Consider the following 18218-nt stretch of genomic DNA (forward strand, 5'->3'; position numbering starts at 1 on the left):
AGGGAGAGCCATGGCGTCGATCTGGGAATATGCCAATCCGGTCAAGTTCATCCGGACCACGGACAGGGTGCTGCCCTGGCTCTCGGCCGCGGCTGTCGTGGCGCTGGTGGGCGGCCTCTTCTGGGGGTTCTTCCTGACGCCGGACGACTACCGGCAGGGGTCGACCGTCAAGATCATCTACCTGCATGTGCCTGCGGCGCTGATGGCGATCAACGCCTGGCTGATGATGCTGGTCGCCTCGCTGATCTGGATCGTGCGGCGCCACCACGTGAGCGCGCTGGCGGCCCGGGCCGCGGCGCCGGTGGGGGCGGTGATGACGCTGATCGCACTGGCGACGGGCGCGATCTGGGGCCAGCCCATGTGGGGCACGTGGTGGGCATGGGACCCGCGGCTGACATCCTTCCTGATCCTGTTTCTCTTCTACCTCGGCTACATGGCGCTTTGGGAGGCGATCGAGAACGACGACACGGCGGCGGACCTGACGTCGATCCTGTGTCTCGTGGGTTCGGTCTTTGCGATCCTCAGCCGCTACGCCGTCAACTTCTGGAACCAGGGTCTGCACCAGGGTGCCTCGGTCATGCGCGCGGGCGCGCTGGCCGGCGACACGGAAGAGCGGGTGTCCAACGTCTACGCGGTGCCGCTGTTCGTCTGCATGGCGGGCTTCGTGCTGCTGTTCATCGCACTGGTCTTCCTGCGCACCCAGACGGAGATCCGGGCGCGACGGACAAGGGCGCTTCTGGCGCGGGAGCGGGTGGCATGATCCCGGAACTCGGCAAGTATGCGGGGCCCGTGCTGGCCTCTTACGCGGTGTCGCTGGCGCTGCTGGGGCTGCTGATCGTGGCTTCGGTCCTGCGCTCGCGGCGCGTGAAACGCGAACTGGAACAGGTGGAGGGCCGCAAGGATGGCTAAGGTGTCGCCGCTGATGATCCTGCCGCCGGTGATCTTCGCCGCCTTCGGGGTGATGGCCTACCTCGGGCTGAAGAACAGCGACGAGACGCACCGGCTTGAATCGGTTTTCGAGGGCAAGCCCGCCCCGGCGGTGACGGATGTCGCGCTGGAAGGCTACCCCGGCATCACGCCTGAGATGCTGGCCCGGGGCGAGGTCGTTCTGGTCAACTTCTGGGCCTCTTGGTGCCCGCCGTGCCGGGCGGAGCATCCGCAACTTCTGGCGTTGCAGGCCGACGGGGTGCCGATCCTCGGCGTGAACTTCAAGGACCAGGCGAAGAACGCCAGGTCCTACCTCGAGGACGAGGGCAGCCCCTTCGAGGCAGTGGCCTTCGACCCGAACGGCCGCACGGCGATCGACTGGGGCGTGACCGCGCCGCCGGAGACCTTCATCGTGGACGGAGACGGCACAGTTCTGTTCAAGTTCGTGGGGCCGCTGGTTGGCTCGGACTACGAGCAGCGGTTCGTGCCGGAACTGGAGAAGGCGCTGGCCGACTGACCCTTGCCCGGCGCGGGTGCGCGTGGGCAGGGCGGATGCCTCCGGCGGAGGTATTTTTCACCAAGATGAAGGGGGGGGGCGTCGTCAGAGATCGCAGACGGTGGTTTCCTGGCGGGTGTCGCAGGGGGCCTTGCTGTCCTGCGTGCCTGCGTATGCACCGATCACGGCGAGCAGCAGCAATGCGCCTGCCTGCAGAAGGGTAATCACTTTCATCTCTGGGCGCCTCTCTGTTCGGTCTCTTTCGTGGGCCGTGGCTGTGAAATGGTCCCGTCGCCGGGGAATTAAAGGGGTCGTGCCTGCGGGCATAGGGGATGCCGTGCGGGGCGAGGAAAATCTGCGCGGTGGCCTGCCGGTTGCCGCGAAATTCGGCAAGCTCCTGCCGAGGCGGGAGCGGCGGGCCCGTTTGTGATAATTGATACTGATGGCAAGCGGCAGGTCAGGAAAGCCTGACCCATGGGCTTGTCCCGTGCGGGTGGGGTGGCTATCTAGGACGCCAAGGCCCGATCCCGGGCCGATGGAGTTTGCATGTTGGAGAATGTGGCGGGCCGCTGAGGGCCGGGCTCACAGGATGAACACCGGTCCCGACGAGACCTGACCTTCCGCGCGCCGGCCGGAGGGTTGGCGGCTGACGTCTGATCCGGACATGACTTCCAATGAACATCTCGAAATACGAACAGCGCGTCTTGCACGTGCTGGCTCAGGGCGGCGCGATTTCCTTCGAACGCGGCGCCAATGGCAAATTGCTGGACGTGACCTGCGTGACACGCGACGGCCACGTGCTGAACGACTGCACGCTGGCGGTGGTGGAGCGCCTGAAGAAGCGGCGGCTGATCCGGTCGCGGGGCGGGGCGGCTTACCGCGTCACCCGGGCGGGGCTGGCCGCCGTGCGGGCGCAGCTCGACCAGCGCTGAGCGGGGCGACACGGGGTAGGGCGGGGCTGTGCGCCGCCCTGCCTTGAACGAAGAAAGCGCCCCTTTTCGGGGGCGCTTTCGGATCATTCGGCAGTGGCTTCAGGCCGCGGCCCGGCTCATTCGGCTGCCACGGAGCCCTCGGCTGCGAGGTTGCGCAGCACGTAGTGCAGCACGCCGCCGTGCTCGATGTATTCCACCTCGATGGCGGTATCGATCCGGCACTTCAGCGTGATCTCCTTGGTGGAGCCGTCCGCGAAGGTGATGGTGCAGGGAGTTTCCTGACCCGGCTTCACATCATCAAGGCCCTTGATGTCGACGGTTTCGTCGCCCTTCAGGCCCAGCGACTTGCGGGTGTCGCCGCCGGTGAACTCGAACGGGATGACGCCCATGCCTACGAGGTTCGAACGGTGGATACGCTCGAAGTTCTCGGCGATCACAGCCTTCACGCCCAGGAGCGCCGTGCCCTTGGCCGCCCAGTCGCGCGAGGAGCCCGCGCCGTACTGTTCGCCGCCGAAGATCACCAGCGGGGTGCCCTGGTCCTGGTAGGCCATGGCCGCGTCGTAGATCGAGGTCTGTTCGCCGTCGGGGCCCTTGGTGTAGCCGCCCTCGACGCCGTCCAGCATCTCGTTCTTGATGCGGATGTTGGCAAAGGTGCCGCGCATCATCACTTCGTGGTTGCCGCGACGCGAGCCGTAGGAGTTGAACTCGCGCACGGGCACCTGGCGCTCGGTCAGGTACTTGCCTGCCGGGGTGGTGTCCTTGAACGAGCCCGCCGGAGAGATGTGGTCGGTGGTGACCATGTCGCCGAGGATCGCCAGGACGCGCGCGCCCTCGATGTTCGAGATCGTGCCCGGCTCCTTGCCCATGCCCTGGAAGTAGGGCGGGTTCTGGACGTAGGTGGAGGTCGCCGGCCAGTCGTAGGTTTCGCCGCCGTTCACCTCGACCGACTGCCACTTCTCGTCGCCCTTGAAGACGTCGGCGTACTTGGACTGGAACGACTCGCGGGTGACGGTCTTTTCGACGAGGTCGGCGATCTCGGCGTTCGAGGGCCAGATGTCCTTGAGATAGACGTCGTTGCCGTCCTTGTCCTTGCCCAGCGGGTCGGTGGCGATGTTGACGTTCATGTCACCCACCAGCGCGTAGGCCACCACCAGCGGCGGCGAGGCGAGGTAGTTGGCGCGCACGTCCGGACTGATCCGGCCTTCGAAGTTGCGGTTGCCCGACAGCACCGAGGTCGCGACTAGGTCGTACTTGTTGATCGCCTTGGAGATCGGGGCGTCCAGCGGACCGGAGTTGCCGATGCAGGTGGTGCAGCCGTAACCCACCAGGTTGAAGCCGATGGCGTCGAGGTGCTCCTGCAGGCCGGCGGCCTCGAGGTATTCGGACACGACCTGCGAACCGGGGGCCAGCGAGGTCTTCACCCAGGGCTTGCGGTTCAGGCCCAGCTCATGCGCCTTCTTCGCCACCAGACCTGCGCCGATCATGACGTAGGGGTTGGACGTGTTGGTGCAGGATGTGATCGAGGCGATCACGATGGAGCCGTCGTGCAGCTGGTAGGCGCCGTCGGCGGTCTCCACGAAGCCGCGCTTGTGCTTGCCCTCGTCGCCGGGGATGTCGCGCGGCTCGGGTGCGCCGCCTTCACCTTCCCAGCGGACCTCGTCCTTGGCCGGGACGTCCTGACCGTCGCGCACGCCCTTGATGTACTTGGCGAAGGCCGGTGCGGCCTTGTCCAGCGCGATGTAGTCCTGCGGACGCTTCGGGCCGGAGATCGCGGGCACGATGGTGCCCATGTCCAGTTCCAGCGTGGAGGAATAGACCGGGCTGTAGCCCGCGTCGCGCCACATGCCGTTTTCCTTGGCATAGGCCTCGACCAGAGCGATGCGGCTTTCCTCGCGCCCGGAGACGCGCAGGTAGCGCAGGGTCTCGTCGTCGATCGGGAAGAAGCCGCAGGTCGCGCCGTACTCGGGCGCCATGTTGGCGATGGTTGCGCGCTGTGCCAGCGGCAGGTTGTCGAGACCGTCGCCGTAGAATTCGACGAACTTCGACACCACGCCGTGTTCGCGCAGCATCTCGACGACCTTCAGCACGAGGTCGGTGCCGGTGGTGCCCTCGACCATCTCGCCGGTCAGCTTGAAGCCCACGACCTCGGGGATCAGCATGGAGATCGGCTGGCCCAGCATGGCGGCCTCGGCCTCGATGCCGCCGACGCCCCAGCCCAGCACGGCCGCGCCGTTCACCATGGTGGTGTGGCTGTCGGTGCCGACGAGGGTGTCGGGGTAGGCGACCATGTCACCGTTCTGGTCCTCGTCGGTCCAGACGGTCTGGGCGAGGTACTCGAGGTTCACCTGGTGGCAGATGCCGGTGCCCGGGGGCACGACGCGGAAGTTGTTGAACGCGGTCTGGCCCCACTTGAGGAACTCGTAGCGCTCCATGTTGCGCTCGTACTCGCGGTCGACGTTCATCTGGAACGCGCGCGGGTTGCCGAACTCGTCGATCATGACGGAGTGGTCGATCACGAGATCGACGGGGTTCAGCGGGTTGATCTTCTGTGCGTCGCCGCCGAGTGCCTTGATGCCGTCGCGCATCGCGGCGAGGTCAACCACGGCGGGAACGCCGGTGAAGTCCTGCATCAGAACGCGTGCCGGGCGGTAGGCCAGTTCCCGGTCGCCCTTGCCGCCGTTCTTCGCCCAGTCGGAGAAGGCCTTGATGTCGTCCTGGGTCACGGTCTTGCCGTCCTCGAAACGCAGCATGTTCTCGAGCACCACCTTGAGCGCGGCGGGCAGCTTCGAGAAGTCGCCGAGCCCGGCGGCTTCGGCGGCGGAAATCGAGTAATAGGAGACGGTCTGGCCGCCCGCTTCGAGCGTCTTGCGCGTCTTGGCGCTGTCGTGGCCGACTTGAATGGTCATGGGAACCTCCGATGGGTGACGGAATGTGATAGCCGTGTCATGCCGCAACGCCGCAAACAACTCAAGGGGTCTGTGGCGTTTTGTATGCCATTGTACACAGAAAATTGTCGCAGCCGCGCGTCCTGTCCAGATTGCCGGTTTCCCTGTGTGTGTCACGGGTCAAGCGCCGCTGCCGGGCGGGGCAGGGGCCCGATTGGTGAAGAATGCGGCGGCCACTGTTGCGGCCCCAAGCGCCACTCGAAGAATGGTGTGAGACGCTGCCTTGTTCTGGACGGAAATACCTCGCGGGCGTGTTCGAAGAGGACGGGGCAGCGCGCCTATGCCGCCCTCTGGCCGCGCGCCGCGATCCTCGACCCGACCGGTTCCGGCACGCATCCCCCAAACGTATCGCGCCACGGCTCCCGGGAACCGTGGCGCAATGACTCTTCCGACTGAAAGAGGGGCTACCCTTATCAGGCCGCGCGGGTCGGACCGGCGGGGTCTCCGGTTCCGGTGATGCGGTAGAGCGCGGCGTCGCCAGTCATGGAGGGCGCGACACGGTAGGAAAGGTTCTCGGGGACGCTCATCGTGTCGCCGGGGGCGAGGATGGCGTGTCCATCCGTCCAGTCCACCCGCCAGTGGCCCGTCACCGGCATCAGCACGGTCGGGTGCGGCGCGGCGGGCTGTTCGCCACCGGCGGAGGCGCGGGTGATGAAGTCGACCTCGAAGCCGGGCCGGTCCTTCAGCAGGCCCGTGGCGCCGATGACCTTGCAGGGCGTGCGGTCGGCCAGGGCCACCATGTCCCAGTAGCGTGCGACGTGGTTGGGCAGGACCTCGGCCGTGGTGGGTTCCGGCCGCTTCGCCAGTTCCTCGTCCGACATCAGCGGCATGGGATTCACACCCTCGGGCAGGCGCTGCTGGCGCTTGGTGTCGTAGAGCTTGCCGTCGTCGCCCAGCACGAGCCCGTGCGCGCGGGCATCCTCGATCACCTGCGGCGCCCACATGACGCCGCCGCCCGCGTCGTCGCCGCCGAGGATCGCCATGATCATCCCGTAGTCGGTGCCGATGTTCTCGAACCCGCGGAAGATGCCGGTGGGGATGTTGAAGATGTCGCCCGCCTCGAGCACCACCTCTCCGGCGGTGCCCCAGCGGCCCCAGAAGAACCGCCACCGGCCCGAGAGGACGAAGAACGCCTCGGCGGTGTGGTGGTCGTGGAGCGAGTTGCGGCACCGGGGCGGCTGGCCTGCGGCACCGATGTTGAAGCCGTGCGGGATCGAGATGTGGACGTGCTGATCGGGCGATTCCGACACGCCGCCGCCGATGATGGTGAAGTTTTCCTTCTGGTCCGAGCCCGGCGTGTGGGCGTCGATGAAGGCGGTCTTGCAGGGCTGAAGCTCGCCGTAGCGGACGATGCGGTCAGAGAGATCCATGGATCAGGCTTTCTCGGGGGTTGCGGTTTTCTCGGAGGGCAGGACGGGCGCCGCCTCGGCGTAGGGCACGTTGACGCCGCCGTATCGGCGCACACGAAGGTTGCATTGCTCGGCATGCCCGGCGAACCCCTCCAGCATGCACAGCCGGGAACCGGCGGCGCCGATGCGGGCGGCGGCCTCGTCGGTGGTGATGCGCTGGTAGCTGTGGGTCTTCAGGAACTTGCCCACCCAGAGGCCACCGGTGTAGCGGCCCGCCTTCCGGGTTGGCAGGGTGTGGTTGGTGCCGATCACCTTGTCGCCGTTGGCCACGTTGGTGCGCGGCCCGAGGAAGAGCGCGCCGTAGCAGGTCATGTTCTCGAGGAACCAGTCGTCGCGGTCCGTCATGACCTGCACGTGTTCGGAGGCAATGTCGTCCGCGACCGCCAGCATCTCGTCGTAGGTGTCGCACAGGATCACCTCGCCGTAGTCGGTCCAGGAAGCGCGGGCGGTGTCGGCGGTGGGCAGGATGGCAAGCAGGCGCTCGATCTCTGCCAGCGTGTCGTAGGCCAGCCTCTGGGAGTTGGTCAGCAGCACGGCGGGGGAGTTGTAACCGTGTTCCGCCTGTCCCAGCAGGTCCGTGGCGCAAAGCTCGGCGTCCACGGTGTCGTCCGCAATGACCATCGTCTCGGTCGGGCCGGCGAAGAGGTCGATGCCGACGCGCCCGAAGAGCTGGCGCTTGGCTTCGGCGACGAAGGCGTTCCCGGGACCGACGAGCATGTGCACCGGCTGCATCGTCTCGGTGCCGATGGCCATGGCGCCGATGGCCTGGATGCCGCCCAGGACCCATATCTCATGCGCGCCGCCGAAGTGCATGGCGGCGATGACGGCGGCGTTGGGCTGGCCTTTGAAGGGCGGGGTGCAGGCGACGATGCGCGGCACCCCGGCGACCCGCGCCGTCGCCACCGACATATGCGCCGAGGCGACCATGGGAAACTTGCCGCCGGGCACGTAGCAGCCGACCGATTGCACGGGAATGTTCCTGTGGCCGAGGATCACGCCGGGGAGGGTCTCGACCTCGATGTCCTGCATGGAGGCGCGCTGCGCCTCGGCAAATTTCACCACCTGTGCCTGTGCAAAGCGGATGTCGGCGATCTCCTGTTCCGACAGGGTGGCGATCAGGGCATCGATCTCGTCCTGCGACAGGCGGAAGCTGTCCGGCGTGTAGCCGTCGAACTTCTGCGACAGGTCGCGGACGGCGGCATCTCCGCGCGCCTCGATGTCGGCGAGCGTGGTTTCGACCGCGGTGCGGACCTGCGCATCGTCCTGTCGGCGGTCCGCGTCCGCCTTGCCGCGTTTCAGATACGTGATGGCCATGATCCCCTCGCCACTTTGCATACGTTTGCAATCATGGATAGCGGCACGGCGTAGCTGCGGCAAGCGTATTTTGCATACGATTGCAAAATTGATCGGGCGCGGGGACAGAATGAACGAGGGGCCGCGCGGGCCCCTCGGTCAGTCGCGGGTGGTGCCGCGCGGGATGGGGACGGGCATGATCCGCAGCTTGGTCGCGGGCCTGTCCTCGCCCTCTATCGCGCTGATCAGCTCGTCCACGGCGGTCGAGACCATGACGTTCAGCCGCTGCCTTACGGTCGACAGGTTGAAGGACGGCCAGGCCGCCTGCGGGATGTCGTCGAAGCCCACGACGGCCACGTCCTCCGGCACCCGGAGGCCCAGTTCGTGCCGGATCACGTCGAGCGCGGCCAGCGCCATGTGGTCGTCGGTGACAAACAGGGCGTCGGGCGGGGTGTCCCCCTCGAAGAGTTCGCGGGTGGCGTCCGCCGCGTCGCTGTAATGGAAGTTGCCCACCGCGCGGGCCACGACGCTCTTGCCGGCCTCGGCCAGTGCCGCGGTGAACCCGGCCTCCCGGTCGATCTGGGTGGAGGCGCCGTCGAAGCCCGCCAGATGCGCGATCCGCTGCGGGTTGCCCTTCAGCAGCATTTCCGCGGCCAGGCGCCCGCCCGCGACGTTGTCGGAGGTGACGGCCAGGAGGTCCTCCCTCGGCTGGTCGCGGTTGAACAGCATCACCGGGATGTTGCGTTCGCGGCAGCGGTCGGCCAGCGTCGAGGACATGGAGACCGACACCAGGATGATGCCGTCGACCCGGTAGTCGAGGATGGTCTGCACCACCGGCTCCACGTCGCCGACGGTGGTCGACGCCATGAACAGCAGGACGTGGTAGCCGTTTTCCTGCAGGGCGATCGACAGCTTCTCCACCGCTTCGGGATAGAACTGGTTCTCGAGGTAATAGACCACCAGCCCGATGATACGGCTCTTGCCGGTGATCATCGCGCGGGCCAGCACGTTGGGGCGGTAACCCAGTTCGTCGGCGGCCGCCTTGATCTTTTCCGCCATCTTCTTGGACACCGAGGCGCCGGGCGTGAAGAAGCGCGAGACGGCCGATTGGCTGACGCCGGCCCGGCGGGCCACGTCGACGGAGGTCACAGGTTTGCCGCTCACGCCGGTTGAGTCTCTTTGACCATAGAAATCCGTCCTCGTCCCTGTCCGGCCTCTTTACCCTTGCACACCGTCAGCGGCGCGTCAGATTCTTTCCCGTCTCGACATCGAATAGGTGGCAGGTCTCGGCCGGGATATCGGCATGTATAGTCTTGCCGATCTCCGCGCGGAAGTCCTTGGCGGCCTTGAGGTTCACAAGATCGCCGCCGACGCGCACCGCGGCCATCGACGCCTCGCCCAGAAGCTCCAGCGCGTAGATCGGCGCGTGGATGTCGCCGCCCTCGGGCGCCAGCGTGACGTCCTCCGCCCGGAAGCCGAGGATCACCTTGCCGTGGTGGCCTTGCGGCAGGCCCGAGAGGCGGATGTTCTCGGCCGAGAAGGTGCCGTTTTCGATGGTGCCCTCGACCAGGTTCATGGCGGGGGAGCCGATGAAGCCGGCGACAAAGGTGTTGGCGGGGTTGTCGTAAATCTCTGTCGGTGTGGCGACCTGCTGCACCACGCCCCTGTTCATCACCACCACGCGGTCGGCCAGCGTCATCGCCTCGATCTGGTCGTGGGTCACGTAGATCGTCGTGGTCTTGAGCCGGTGCTGGAGGTTCTTGATTTCGGCCCGGGTCGAGACGCGCAGCTTGGCGTCGAGGTTCGAGAGCGGCTCGTCCATCAGGAAGACCGTGGGTTCGCGGACGATGGCCCGGCCAAGCGCCACGCGCTGCCGCTGGCCGCCCGACAGTTCCGCCGGACGCCGGTCGAGCAGTTCCAGCAGGTCGACCTGTTCCGCCGCCTTCATTACCCGGTCGTGGTGCTGGTCCTTCGGCACCTTGCGGACCTTCAGCGGGAAGCGGATGTTGTCGTAGACCGTCAGGTTCGGGTAGAGGCCGTAGCTTTGGAACACCATGGAGATGTCGCGGTCCTTGGGTTCGAGGTTGTTGACGACGCGCCCGCCGATGATGATCTCGCCCTCGGTGACGTCCTCCAGCCCGGCGATCATCCGCATGGTGGTAGACTTGCCGCAGCCCGACGGCCCGAGCAGTACGAGGAACTCCTGGTCCGCTATATGCAGGTCGAAGTTGTCGACACCGATCACCGTGCCCCACTTCTTGGAGATGTTTTTCAGGTGAATGTCGGCCATTTGGCTTACCCCTTGACGGCGCCCGCGGTCAGGCCGCTGACGATCTGGCGTTGGAAGAACATTACGAGGATGAAGAGCGGCACGGTGGCGGATACGGTCGCGGCCACGGCATACATGATGGTGCCCTCGGTCTGCACCGTCCCGAGGAAGGAGTTGATCTTGGGCACCATGGTCTGGTTGTCCTGGTTCAGCAGCATCGCGGTCACGGCGAAGTCGTTGTAGGCCAGAAGGAAGCTGAACAGCCCCGTTGTGATCACCCCCGGCCACATGACCGGCATGATGGCCCATCGGAACGCCTGGAAGCGGGTGCAGCCGTCGACCATGGCAGATTCGTCGAGGTCCTTGGGGATCGACATGAAGAACGAGTGCAGCATCCAGATGGTGAAGGGCTGGTTGATCGCCACCAGCACGATGATCGCGGTGGGCAGGTAGCCCCAGATGTTCATCTCGAAGAACGGTAGCAGGTAGCCCGAGACCAGCGTGATGTGCGGCATGGCGCGGAACACCAGCGCGGCGATCAGGATCCAGAAGGTGTACTTTCGGGTGGATCGCGACAGGGCGTAGCCCCCCAGCGTGCCGAACAGCAGCGAGATCGAGGTGACGCAGACCGTGACGATGACGGTGTTCCAGACAGAGTGGTAGAACTCCCGCTCCACCCATGCGCCGCGGTAGCCGTCCAGCGTGAAGGCGCCGCCGGTCTGGCGCTGGGTGGCCGGGCCGAAGATCGCGTTCCAGAAGGACTCGCGGCTGAAGAAGTCCGCCTGCACCTTGAACGACCCCCAGACCGTCCAGAAGAAGGGGAAGGCGGCAAGGATCAGCCAGACCAGGAGGATCAGGCCCGAAGTCACGGCCAGCGTGCGGGAGTGTCCGATTTGCGTGCTCATCAGCGGGCCTTCCGGTTGAAGTCGCGCCAGGTGCGGATCAGCACCGGCATCAGCAGGACGATCACGCCCAGCATGGTCAGGATCGAGGTCGCCGCCGCCGAGCCGAAGAGCTGGTCGACCGAGCCGTTCAGGTCGTTGTAGATCGACCAGGACAGCGATGTGGCGTTGGCCTCGGACGAGAAGCCGATGATCGGTTCGAAGACGCGGAAGTTGTCCATCAGCAGCACGAGCCCCACGAAGGTCGCCAGCGGTGTCAGGTGCGGCATGACCACGTATCGGATGCGCTCCCACCGGTTGGCGCCGTCGATCATCGCGGATTCGAGCGTGTCCTTGGGCAGGGTCTGGAGACCGGCGTAGAAGACGACGAAGGCGAAGGGGGTCATGTGCCACGTCCCGTAGACGATCAGCGTGACCCACGTGAGGAAGGGCGAGGCCTTCAGCGACAGTTCCGGATCGTCGAACACCCATTGCAGCGTCGCGCCGATTACCCCGTCGGAGTTGATCATCCAGAACAGGATCAGCGAGCCGAGAAGCGGCGTCACGATGTAGGGCAGGAGCGACAGGAAGATCACCGGCCCCTTCCAGAACTTCGGGATGTTGTTGACCCCGAGCGCCACGGCAAAGCCCATGATCATGCTCAGCGGCGTCACGAGGAAGGTGTAGACCAGCGTGAAGGACAGCGCCTTGTAGAACGGCAGGTTGTAGACGCGGCTGACCACGTCGCCGAGACCGTTGTTGTCCGACAGGATCGCGCCCAGTTCGTCCACCGCGAGGTGCGCGCGGTTCAGGTAGGTGCCCAGACCGTTGAACCGGCCCAGAGGGTCCGCCTCCTTCAGGGCGGCGGTGGCGTCGGGGTCGACCTTGGTTTCGGTCTGGCAGCCGAAGGGGCCGCAGTTTTCCACCGACACCAGCACCTGCTCATGCTCGACGAACAGCGACTGCACCGCCACCGACACGATCGGCAGGGCGATGAACAGGAGCATGGCGAGGGCAGAGGGGAAGATGAAGGCGGTGAAGTCGCGATGGCGCATTTCCGTCTCCTGATGGAAGGACGCCCCCGGCGGAAGAGAGACCGGGGGCGTGAGAGGCGATTACTGGAGGAAGCCCGCCTCTTTGGCCGCGGTGCGGTAGGCGGCCTCGACGTCGGCCAGGGCCTGCTCGGCGCTTTCGGTGCCCTGCATGAAGTCCGACAGTTCGGCCCCGAGCGCAGTGTGCATCAGGCCCATGTAGGGCGACATCGGGTAGGGCTTGGCCCCCGCAGCGGCGGTGCCCAGCACACCCTGCGCGGAGGCGGGTGCGGCGAAGTCCTTCATCAGCCATGTCGCGGCGGAGGGGTTCTCCTGCGCGATTTCCGGGCGGATGCCGTGGACCATCGCGATGAAGGAGGCCTCTGCATCCTCGTCCGAGATGTTCCTGGCGATGGTGAAGCCGTCCCACCACAGCGCCGCCGCCGGGACCGAGCCGCCGCCGACGGTGGGCGCGGGGGCCAGCACGGTGGCTTCGCCGATCTCGGGGGCAGGGCCCGCGGGGTCGATATGTCCGTTCACCATGGAGCCCCACTGGGTCATGATCGCCACGTCGCCCGAGAGGTACATCGCCTTCATCTCGTCGGCGGTGAAGGTCATGTACTCGGGTTCCATGTACTCGGTCATGGCCTTCATCATCTCGAGCGTCTTGATGCCCGCCTCGCCGGAGATCGCCGGTTCCGCGCTGCCGGCGGCAAAGAACTCGCCGCCGTAGCCCAGGTAGGTGTTGACGAATTCATTGGCCAGGTACCAGCCCGCCTGATCGGCGGCGGCCAGCGGGTATTCCATGATGCCCTTCTCGCGGATGATCTTCGCCGCCTCGAGGATGCCCTCCATGGTCGTCGGCTGCTCCAGACCGGCCTCTTCCAGCACGTCGCCGCGGATGAAGAGGTGCTGGCCGTTGCCCATGAAGGCGATGGCCATGGTCTGCCCGTCGATCTTGATGAGCTGCGAGGGCTGGAGCGTGTCGCCGTATTTCTCGACGAGGTCGTCCAGCGGACGGATCAGGCCGTTGTTCAGCAGCGGCACGATCGAGTTGTTGGCCACGACCGCGACCGTGTACTGCGCCGGATCGACGGTGAGCGCGGGCACCTGAAGCGCCTTGTGTTCGGTCGTCATGTTGCTTTCGACGGTGACGCCGTCGCCGGCGCAGGTTGCGGCTTCGTCGATCACGATGCCGAGCGCGTCGAAGTCGTTGGCGAGGATGCGGACCGAACCGCTCTCGATGCCGCAACCCGCCTGAGCGGCTCCGGCAGCAAGGATCACGGCCAGCGCCGTGGAGGTCAGTGTTTTCATGGGCTCACTCCTTGTCGGGGTCCGGCGGCGTGTTGGTGCCGCCGCTCGGATGTGGTGCGTGGGGTCATCCCCACGCTTGTTTCAGTTGTCCAGCGCTTCTTCGGCGGATGGTTTGTCGGCAAGCTGCGCGATCCTGATCTGCGCGAGCAGGGCAAGCTCGTCGTAGACCGTCCATTCGTCGACGATCTTGCCGTCCTTGTAGTGGTAGTGGCTCATCCCCATGACCTGCACACGCTTGCCGGTGGGACCGCCCAGAGAGTCGAGCCCGCCGAAGCCCAGGTGATGGCCTTCCATGACCCAGCGCACGGCAACCTTGGTGCCGCCTTCGTTGCAGGGGGTGGAGCAGATGTGTTGTGGCGCGAACTGGGCATCGGGGAAGGCGCCGACCAGCGCAAGCGCCTGATGGGTGACAGAGGCCACGCCGTAGAGCTCCTTCATCAGCGGGCCGTGCCACATGACGGTGGGAGCATAGATGTCGCGATAGCAGCCGAACATCTTCCTGTTGAACGACTCGTGCAGCCAGGTCAGCGTGTGGCGTTCGAGGTCGGTGTGCGCGATCGACAGATCGGCTTTCTCGGCAGGCGGGTACTGTCCCAGCATCAGGCCGGTCTCGCCGATGTCGAGCGTTTTGAACCCCTGTGCCAGCCGGCCCTCGGCGATCTTCGTCGCGTAGGCGTCCACGTCGAGACCGAGCTGCCGAATGATCGCCATCTGGTCGGACACCACCCATTCGCGGTAGATCTTGTTGCGGTGGATCATGCAGTCGGCCACCGTCCGGCTGACGAAGGGACGGCCGTTCGCCGGGCCGTAGTGGCCGTTCTGCGTGTAGCGGCCCGACCCGGTGACGAGGTGCGAGGTGTAGAACCCGTCCTTGTCATTGCCGTTCCAGACGACCTGGGTGGCATTGCCGCGCCGCTCGGGCAGGGAGACGAGCCGCTGGATGGTGTCGCGCACCACGTCCTCGCGGTTGTAGATCGTCATCGTCGGCAGGTAGAGCACGATATTGTGGGTGTAATGGGTGTAGATCAGGCCCACGTCCCGCTCGTCCCAGATCTTGTGGGTGCAGCGGATGATGTAATCGACGATATCGCTGTAACAGGGATCGAAGCCCTCCATTCCCTGCACGGGCGCGCGGCCCTCAGGGACAAGGTCGGTGAAATCGGCGCGCTCGACATTCATCACGTTGCCATTGTGCGGGCCATCGTCGCGTTTGTCCCGCGTGGTGACGGATTTCGCCGATTTGGCAAGTGTTGCGCTGTCGTCGTGAGAAGCCATGTCGTCCTGTCCATTTCGCGGGATGTCCCGCGTCTTGCATACCTATTCAATCCAAGGTGACGCAGGTGCGGGCGGCAAGCAACAAGAAAATGAATACCTATGCAAAATATTCATCCGGCGGACAGGATAAGCGAACTGACGCTTGCGCACCGGCTGTTGAATACATATGCAAAATCAGGACGTACGCGGGTTTCGAAAGGGATCGGGATGACTGCCAGGGACTTTGCCGAATTGTTGCGCGCCGCCGGGATTGTGCTGTCCGAGCAGGAGGTTCAGGCCGCCTGGCCTTCGGCCCGCAAGCTGCTGGACCTCGCGAATCAGCTTCCCGGGCCGCGCGATGATTGACGCCCCGATCCGCGCGCAGGCCGCTGCCGTGGCTGACGGCACGATCAAGGCCACTGATCTCGCGCAGGCCACGCGCGACCGCATCGCCGCACGGGACACCATTCTGCGCAGCGTGGTGCATCGGGCCGACCCCGCGGCGCTGGACGGACCGCTGCACGGTGTGCCTTTCGGGGTGAAGGACATCATCGACGTGGCGGGGCAGCCGACGCGCTGTGGTTCGCACGCGCACGCCGAGACAGGGCCGGAGGCCACCGCCGTCACCCGGCTGCGCGCGGCGGGCATGGTGCCGATGGCGAAGCTCGCGACTTATGAATACGCGCTCACCGGCCCGGCATGGGACCAGCCGAACCCGCCCGCGCGCAACCCGCGGAACCCGGAGCACATCACCGGCGGATCGTCGTCCGGCTCTGCGGCGGCGGTGGCGGGGGGCCTGTTCCGCGTGGCGCTGGGGACCGACACCGGCGGCAGCATACGCGCCCCGGCGGCCTATTGCGGTATCGTCGGCCTGAAGCCGACGCATGGCGCGGTGCCGGAGGACGGATGTTTCCCTCTGTCCCCCAGCCTCGACGTGATCGGCCCGCTGGCCACCACGGTCGAGGACGCCGCTGTCGCGCTGGAGGTCATGGCGCCGGACACCCGTGCCGCGCAGGCGCTGGGTCAGGGGATCGACGGTCTGCACATCGGCTACGCGCGCGACTGGTTCGCCGAGGACCCGGCCTGCGCGCCCGAGGTGCTGCGTGCGCTGGACGACACAGCCGCCTTGTTGTCCCGCCTCGGCGCGCGGATCGAGCTGGTGTCATTGCCGGACTATCCGCAGCTTGAGGCCGCCGGGACCGTGATCCTGCAATACGAGGCGTGGCAGGTGCATCGGTCGCGGCTGGCCGGGCGCTGGGACCGTTACGGCGTGGACGCCCGGCGCAACCTCGTCACCGGCGCGGTGCTGACCGAAGACCATGTCGCACGGGCGCGCGCCGTGGCCGTGGCATTCAGGGCTGCCGTCGACACGCATTTGGCGCGCCACGCCGCGCTGCTGACGCCGACGACCCTGTCGCCGGCGCCCAGGTTCTCGGATTTCGAGGATGGGCCGGTCTGGACAGCGATGCGCACGTTGCCGTTCAACATGAGCGGGCATCCGGCGATCTCCGTGCCCTGCGGCTTTGCCGACAACGGGATGCCGCTTGGCGCACAGTTTGTCAGCGCACACGGGCAGGAGGCGCTGCTCTGCCGGATCGCCGCCGCCTTCGAAAGCGCCTGCGCCGCAACCGCCTGCAGGGCCATGCCCGCCGACCCCGTTGTGATCGGCGCATGAGGCGGGGCACAGCGTCGGGCGGGGATTGACGCAAGGGGCGGATACGGGTTCGCTGACGCGAAAAGGAGATCGCCCATGCCGGAAGAGATCTACGAAGGCGGTTGCCTCTGCGGGGCGTTGCGCATCACGGCGCGCGGACAACCGCAGCGCGTCGGTATCTGCCACTGCCTCGACTGCCGCAAGCACCATGGCGCGCTGTTCTATGCCGCCGCGCAGTACGCCCCCGAACAGGTCGCCGTGACCGGGCTTTCCCACAGCTTCAAGGGGCGTCACTTCTGCCCGACCTGCGGCGGTTCCGTCTTCGCGGAAAGCGACGGTGAGGTCGAGGTGCATCTGGGCGCACTGGACGAACCCGACCGGCTGACACCCGACTACGAGCTCTGGACCGTGCGCCGCGAAGGGTGGTTGCCGCCCTTCGCGGCGATGGCTCACTATGATCGGGATCGAGAGGAGCCGGGCGCGGCGACGGATGGCGCGCCCGGCTTCCCGTGACGGATCAGGCCTGAACCTGCATCCTGTCCAGCCGCAGTTGCGCGGCGCGGCGGTGACCTTCGAGCGTTTCCGAGGCCGCCTGACGTGCCGCCGGGGGCGCCACCTGCTTCACCCCCTCTTCGGTCAGCCACTGGTGGGTCACCGTCTTGATGTAGGTGCCGACCCACAGCCCGCCGGTGTAGCGACCGGCGCCCATGGTCGGCAGCGTGTGGTTCGTGCCGGAGCATTTGTCGGAATAGACCACAGAGGAGTTCGTCCCGATGAAGAGCGAGCCGTAGTGGCGCAGCCGTTTGCCCAGCCCGTGCGCATCCTCGGTGTGGACCTGCAGGTGCTCGGCGGCCACGATGTCGGAGTAGGCGATCATCGCCGCCTCGTTCTCGCAAACGACGATCTCGCCGTAGTCGCGCCACGCCTGACCCGCGGTCTCGGCGGTCGACAGGGTTTCGAGCTGGGCGTCGACTTCCTTCAGCACGGCATCTGCCAGCGCGGCATCGGTGGTGATCAGGCCGACACGGGTGCGGGTGTCATGCTCGGCCTGCGCGAGGAGGTCGGTGGCCAGCATCTCGGCATCGCCGGTGTGGTCGGCAAGGATGAAGATCTCGGACGGGCCGGCAAGCTGGTCGATGCCCACGGGACCGAAGACCTGGCGCTTGGCCTCGTTGACGAAGGCGTTGCCCGGCCCGACGATCTTGTCCACCGCCGGAACGGTTTCGGTGCCCAGTGCCATGGCGGCGATTGCCTGCGCGCCGCCGATGCGGAAGATCCGGTCGGCGCCGGACAGGTGGCAGCCGGCGATCATCGCCTCATGCGCGTTCGGCGGCAGGCAGGCGATGACCTCTTCACAGCCGGCGACCTTGGCGGGGACGATGGTCATGATCGGCGCCGACAGCAGCGGGTAGCGTCCGCCCGGTACGTAGCAGCCGACGCGCTCCAGCGGGATGTTGCGGTGGCCGAGGTGGACGCCCGGGCGCACCTCGATCTCGATCTCCGACAGCGACGCAAGCTGCGCCTCGGCAAAGGCGCGGACGTTGGCAATGGCGAACTCCGTGTCGGCGCGGGTCTGCGGGTCGAGGTTGGCCAGCGCCTGTTCGCGTTGCTCGGCAGTGACCTCGAAGCTCTCCAGCTCGGCCTTGTCGAAGCGGGCGGAGTAGTCGCGCACGGCGGCGTCGCCCTCTGCTTCGACCCGGGCGAGGATCTCGGCAACCAGCTTCTCGACCGGCGCGTTGTCGGCGACGGCGTCGCGGGCGGGGGATTTGACGAAGGTCAGGCCTTCGGGAAGGGGGAGACGGGGCATGTGTGT

Annotated in this window: 18 protein-coding genes; 7 read left to right on the forward strand and 11 right to left on the reverse strand. The window is 66.4% G+C overall.

Translation table 11 applies throughout. The annotated features are described in order from the left end of the window. The first annotated feature begins 10 nt into the window (after window positions 1-10). The 3 genes from CDO87_RS18460 to CDO87_RS18470 are packed head-to-tail and all read left to right on the forward strand — an operon-like array spanning window position 11 to window position 1444. On the forward strand, window positions 11-760 hold the full coding sequence (locus tag CDO87_RS18460) for a heme ABC transporter permease (protein WP_100930140.1): 750 nt from the start codon (window positions 11-13) through the stop codon (window positions 758-760). Further along, a complete protein-coding gene (gene ccmD / locus CDO87_RS18465) occupies window positions 757-909 on the forward strand; it encodes a heme exporter protein CcmD (protein WP_100930141.1) in 153 nt (50 codons plus the stop codon). The genes CDO87_RS18460 and ccmD overlap by 4 nt, the downstream gene beginning before the upstream one ends. After that, the gene (locus CDO87_RS18470; protein WP_100930142.1) at window positions 902-1444 is read left to right on the forward strand and encodes a DsbE family thiol:disulfide interchange protein; all 543 of its coding nucleotides are present in this window, start codon (window positions 902-904) and stop codon (window positions 1442-1444) included. Before ccmD ends, CDO87_RS18470 begins: the two co-directional genes overlap by 8 nt. 84 nt (window positions 1445-1528) lie before the next feature. Here the strand turns inward: CDO87_RS18470 and CDO87_RS27445 are convergent, their stop codons facing one another. Then, window positions 1529-1657, reverse strand: coding sequence for a hypothetical protein (locus CDO87_RS27445; protein WP_256388379.1), 129 nt, complete (start codon window positions 1655-1657; stop codon window positions 1529-1531). A gap of 440 nt (window positions 1658-2097) precedes the next feature. Between CDO87_RS27445 and CDO87_RS18475 the strand changes: the two genes are divergently transcribed. After that, a complete protein-coding gene (locus CDO87_RS18475; RefSeq protein WP_100930143.1) occupies window positions 2098-2355 on the forward strand; it encodes a YjhX family toxin in 258 nt (85 codons plus the stop codon). Window positions 2356-2471: 116 nt separating this feature from the next. Here the strand turns inward: CDO87_RS18475 and acnA are convergent, their stop codons facing one another. From acnA to CDO87_RS18520, 9 genes are all read right to left on the reverse strand, one after another. Further along, a complete protein-coding gene (gene acnA, locus CDO87_RS18480) occupies window positions 2472-5261 on the reverse strand; it encodes an aconitate hydratase AcnA (protein ID WP_100930144.1) in 2790 nt (929 codons plus the stop codon). A 452-nt stretch (window positions 5262-5713) separates the two neighbouring features. Next, window positions 5714-6670 carry a cupin domain-containing protein gene (locus CDO87_RS18485; RefSeq protein ID WP_100930145.1) on the reverse strand — a complete coding sequence of 319 codons (957 nt, stop codon included), beginning with the start codon at window positions 6668-6670 and terminating at the stop codon, window positions 5714-5716. Between the two features lie 3 nt (window positions 6671-6673). Further along, window positions 6674-8023 (reverse strand): histidinol dehydrogenase, encoded by a 1350-nt coding sequence (hisD, locus tag CDO87_RS18490; RefSeq protein ID WP_100931032.1) that lies wholly within the window; start codon window positions 8021-8023, stop codon window positions 6674-6676. Between the two features lie 138 nt (window positions 8024-8161). Then, window positions 8162-9166, reverse strand: a complete 1005-nt coding sequence (locus CDO87_RS18495) for a LacI family DNA-binding transcriptional regulator (RefSeq protein WP_100930146.1) — start codon at window positions 9164-9166, stop codon at window positions 8162-8164. Between the two features lie 70 nt (window positions 9167-9236). Continuing rightward, complete coding sequence (locus CDO87_RS18500) at window positions 9237-10292, reverse strand: ABC transporter ATP-binding protein (protein ID WP_100930147.1); 1056 nt, start codon at window positions 10290-10292, stop codon at window positions 9237-9239. A 5-nt stretch (window positions 10293-10297) separates the two neighbouring features. Next, entirely contained in the window at window positions 10298-11176 is an 879-nt protein-coding gene (locus tag CDO87_RS18505) for a carbohydrate ABC transporter permease (RefSeq protein ID WP_100930148.1), read from the reverse strand. Continuing rightward, on the reverse strand, window positions 11176-12207 hold the full coding sequence (locus CDO87_RS18510) for a carbohydrate ABC transporter permease (protein WP_100930149.1): 1032 nt from the start codon (window positions 12205-12207) through the stop codon (window positions 11176-11178). The genes CDO87_RS18505 and CDO87_RS18510 overlap by 1 nt, the downstream gene beginning before the upstream one ends. A 60-nt stretch (window positions 12208-12267) precedes the next feature. Then, complete coding sequence (locus tag CDO87_RS18515; protein ID WP_100930150.1) at window positions 12268-13497, reverse strand: ABC transporter substrate-binding protein; 1230 nt, start codon at window positions 13495-13497, stop codon at window positions 12268-12270. 81 nt (window positions 13498-13578) lie between these two features. Then, the gene (locus CDO87_RS18520) at window positions 13579-14772 is read right to left on the reverse strand and encodes an ester cyclase (protein ID WP_100930151.1); all 1194 of its coding nucleotides are present in this window, start codon (window positions 14770-14772) and stop codon (window positions 13579-13581) included. A gap of 99 nt (window positions 14773-14871) precedes the next feature. Here CDO87_RS18520 and CDO87_RS26850 point away from each other — a divergent pair, with 99 nt between their 5' ends. From CDO87_RS26850 to CDO87_RS18530, 3 genes are all read left to right on the forward strand, one after another. Continuing rightward, window positions 14872-15117: a hypothetical protein gene (locus tag CDO87_RS26850; protein ID WP_157815042.1), complete on the forward strand. Its 246-nt coding sequence runs from the start codon at window positions 14872-14874 to the stop codon at window positions 15115-15117. Then, the gene (locus tag CDO87_RS18525; RefSeq protein ID WP_100930152.1) at window positions 15110-16426 is read left to right on the forward strand and encodes an amidase; all 1317 of its coding nucleotides are present in this window, start codon (window positions 15110-15112) and stop codon (window positions 16424-16426) included. Before CDO87_RS26850 ends, CDO87_RS18525 begins: the two co-directional genes overlap by 8 nt. Before the next feature lie 75 nt (window positions 16427-16501). Then, the gene (locus CDO87_RS18530) at window positions 16502-16918 is read left to right on the forward strand and encodes a GFA family protein (RefSeq protein WP_100930153.1); all 417 of its coding nucleotides are present in this window, start codon (window positions 16502-16504) and stop codon (window positions 16916-16918) included. Between the two features lie 4 nt (window positions 16919-16922). On the opposite strand, the gene hisD (CDO87_RS18535) is transcribed toward CDO87_RS18530, so the two are convergent. Next, the gene (hisD, locus tag CDO87_RS18535) at window positions 16923-18212 is read right to left on the reverse strand and encodes a histidinol dehydrogenase (protein WP_100930154.1); all 1290 of its coding nucleotides are present in this window, start codon (window positions 18210-18212) and stop codon (window positions 16923-16925) included. Between the last annotated feature and the right edge of the window lie 6 nt (window positions 18213-18218).

Origin of the sequence: Sagittula sp. P11 (assembly GCF_002814095.1) — a bacterium.
In the GTDB taxonomy this organism is placed as follows: domain Bacteria; phylum Pseudomonadota; class Alphaproteobacteria; order Rhodobacterales; family Rhodobacteraceae; genus Sagittula.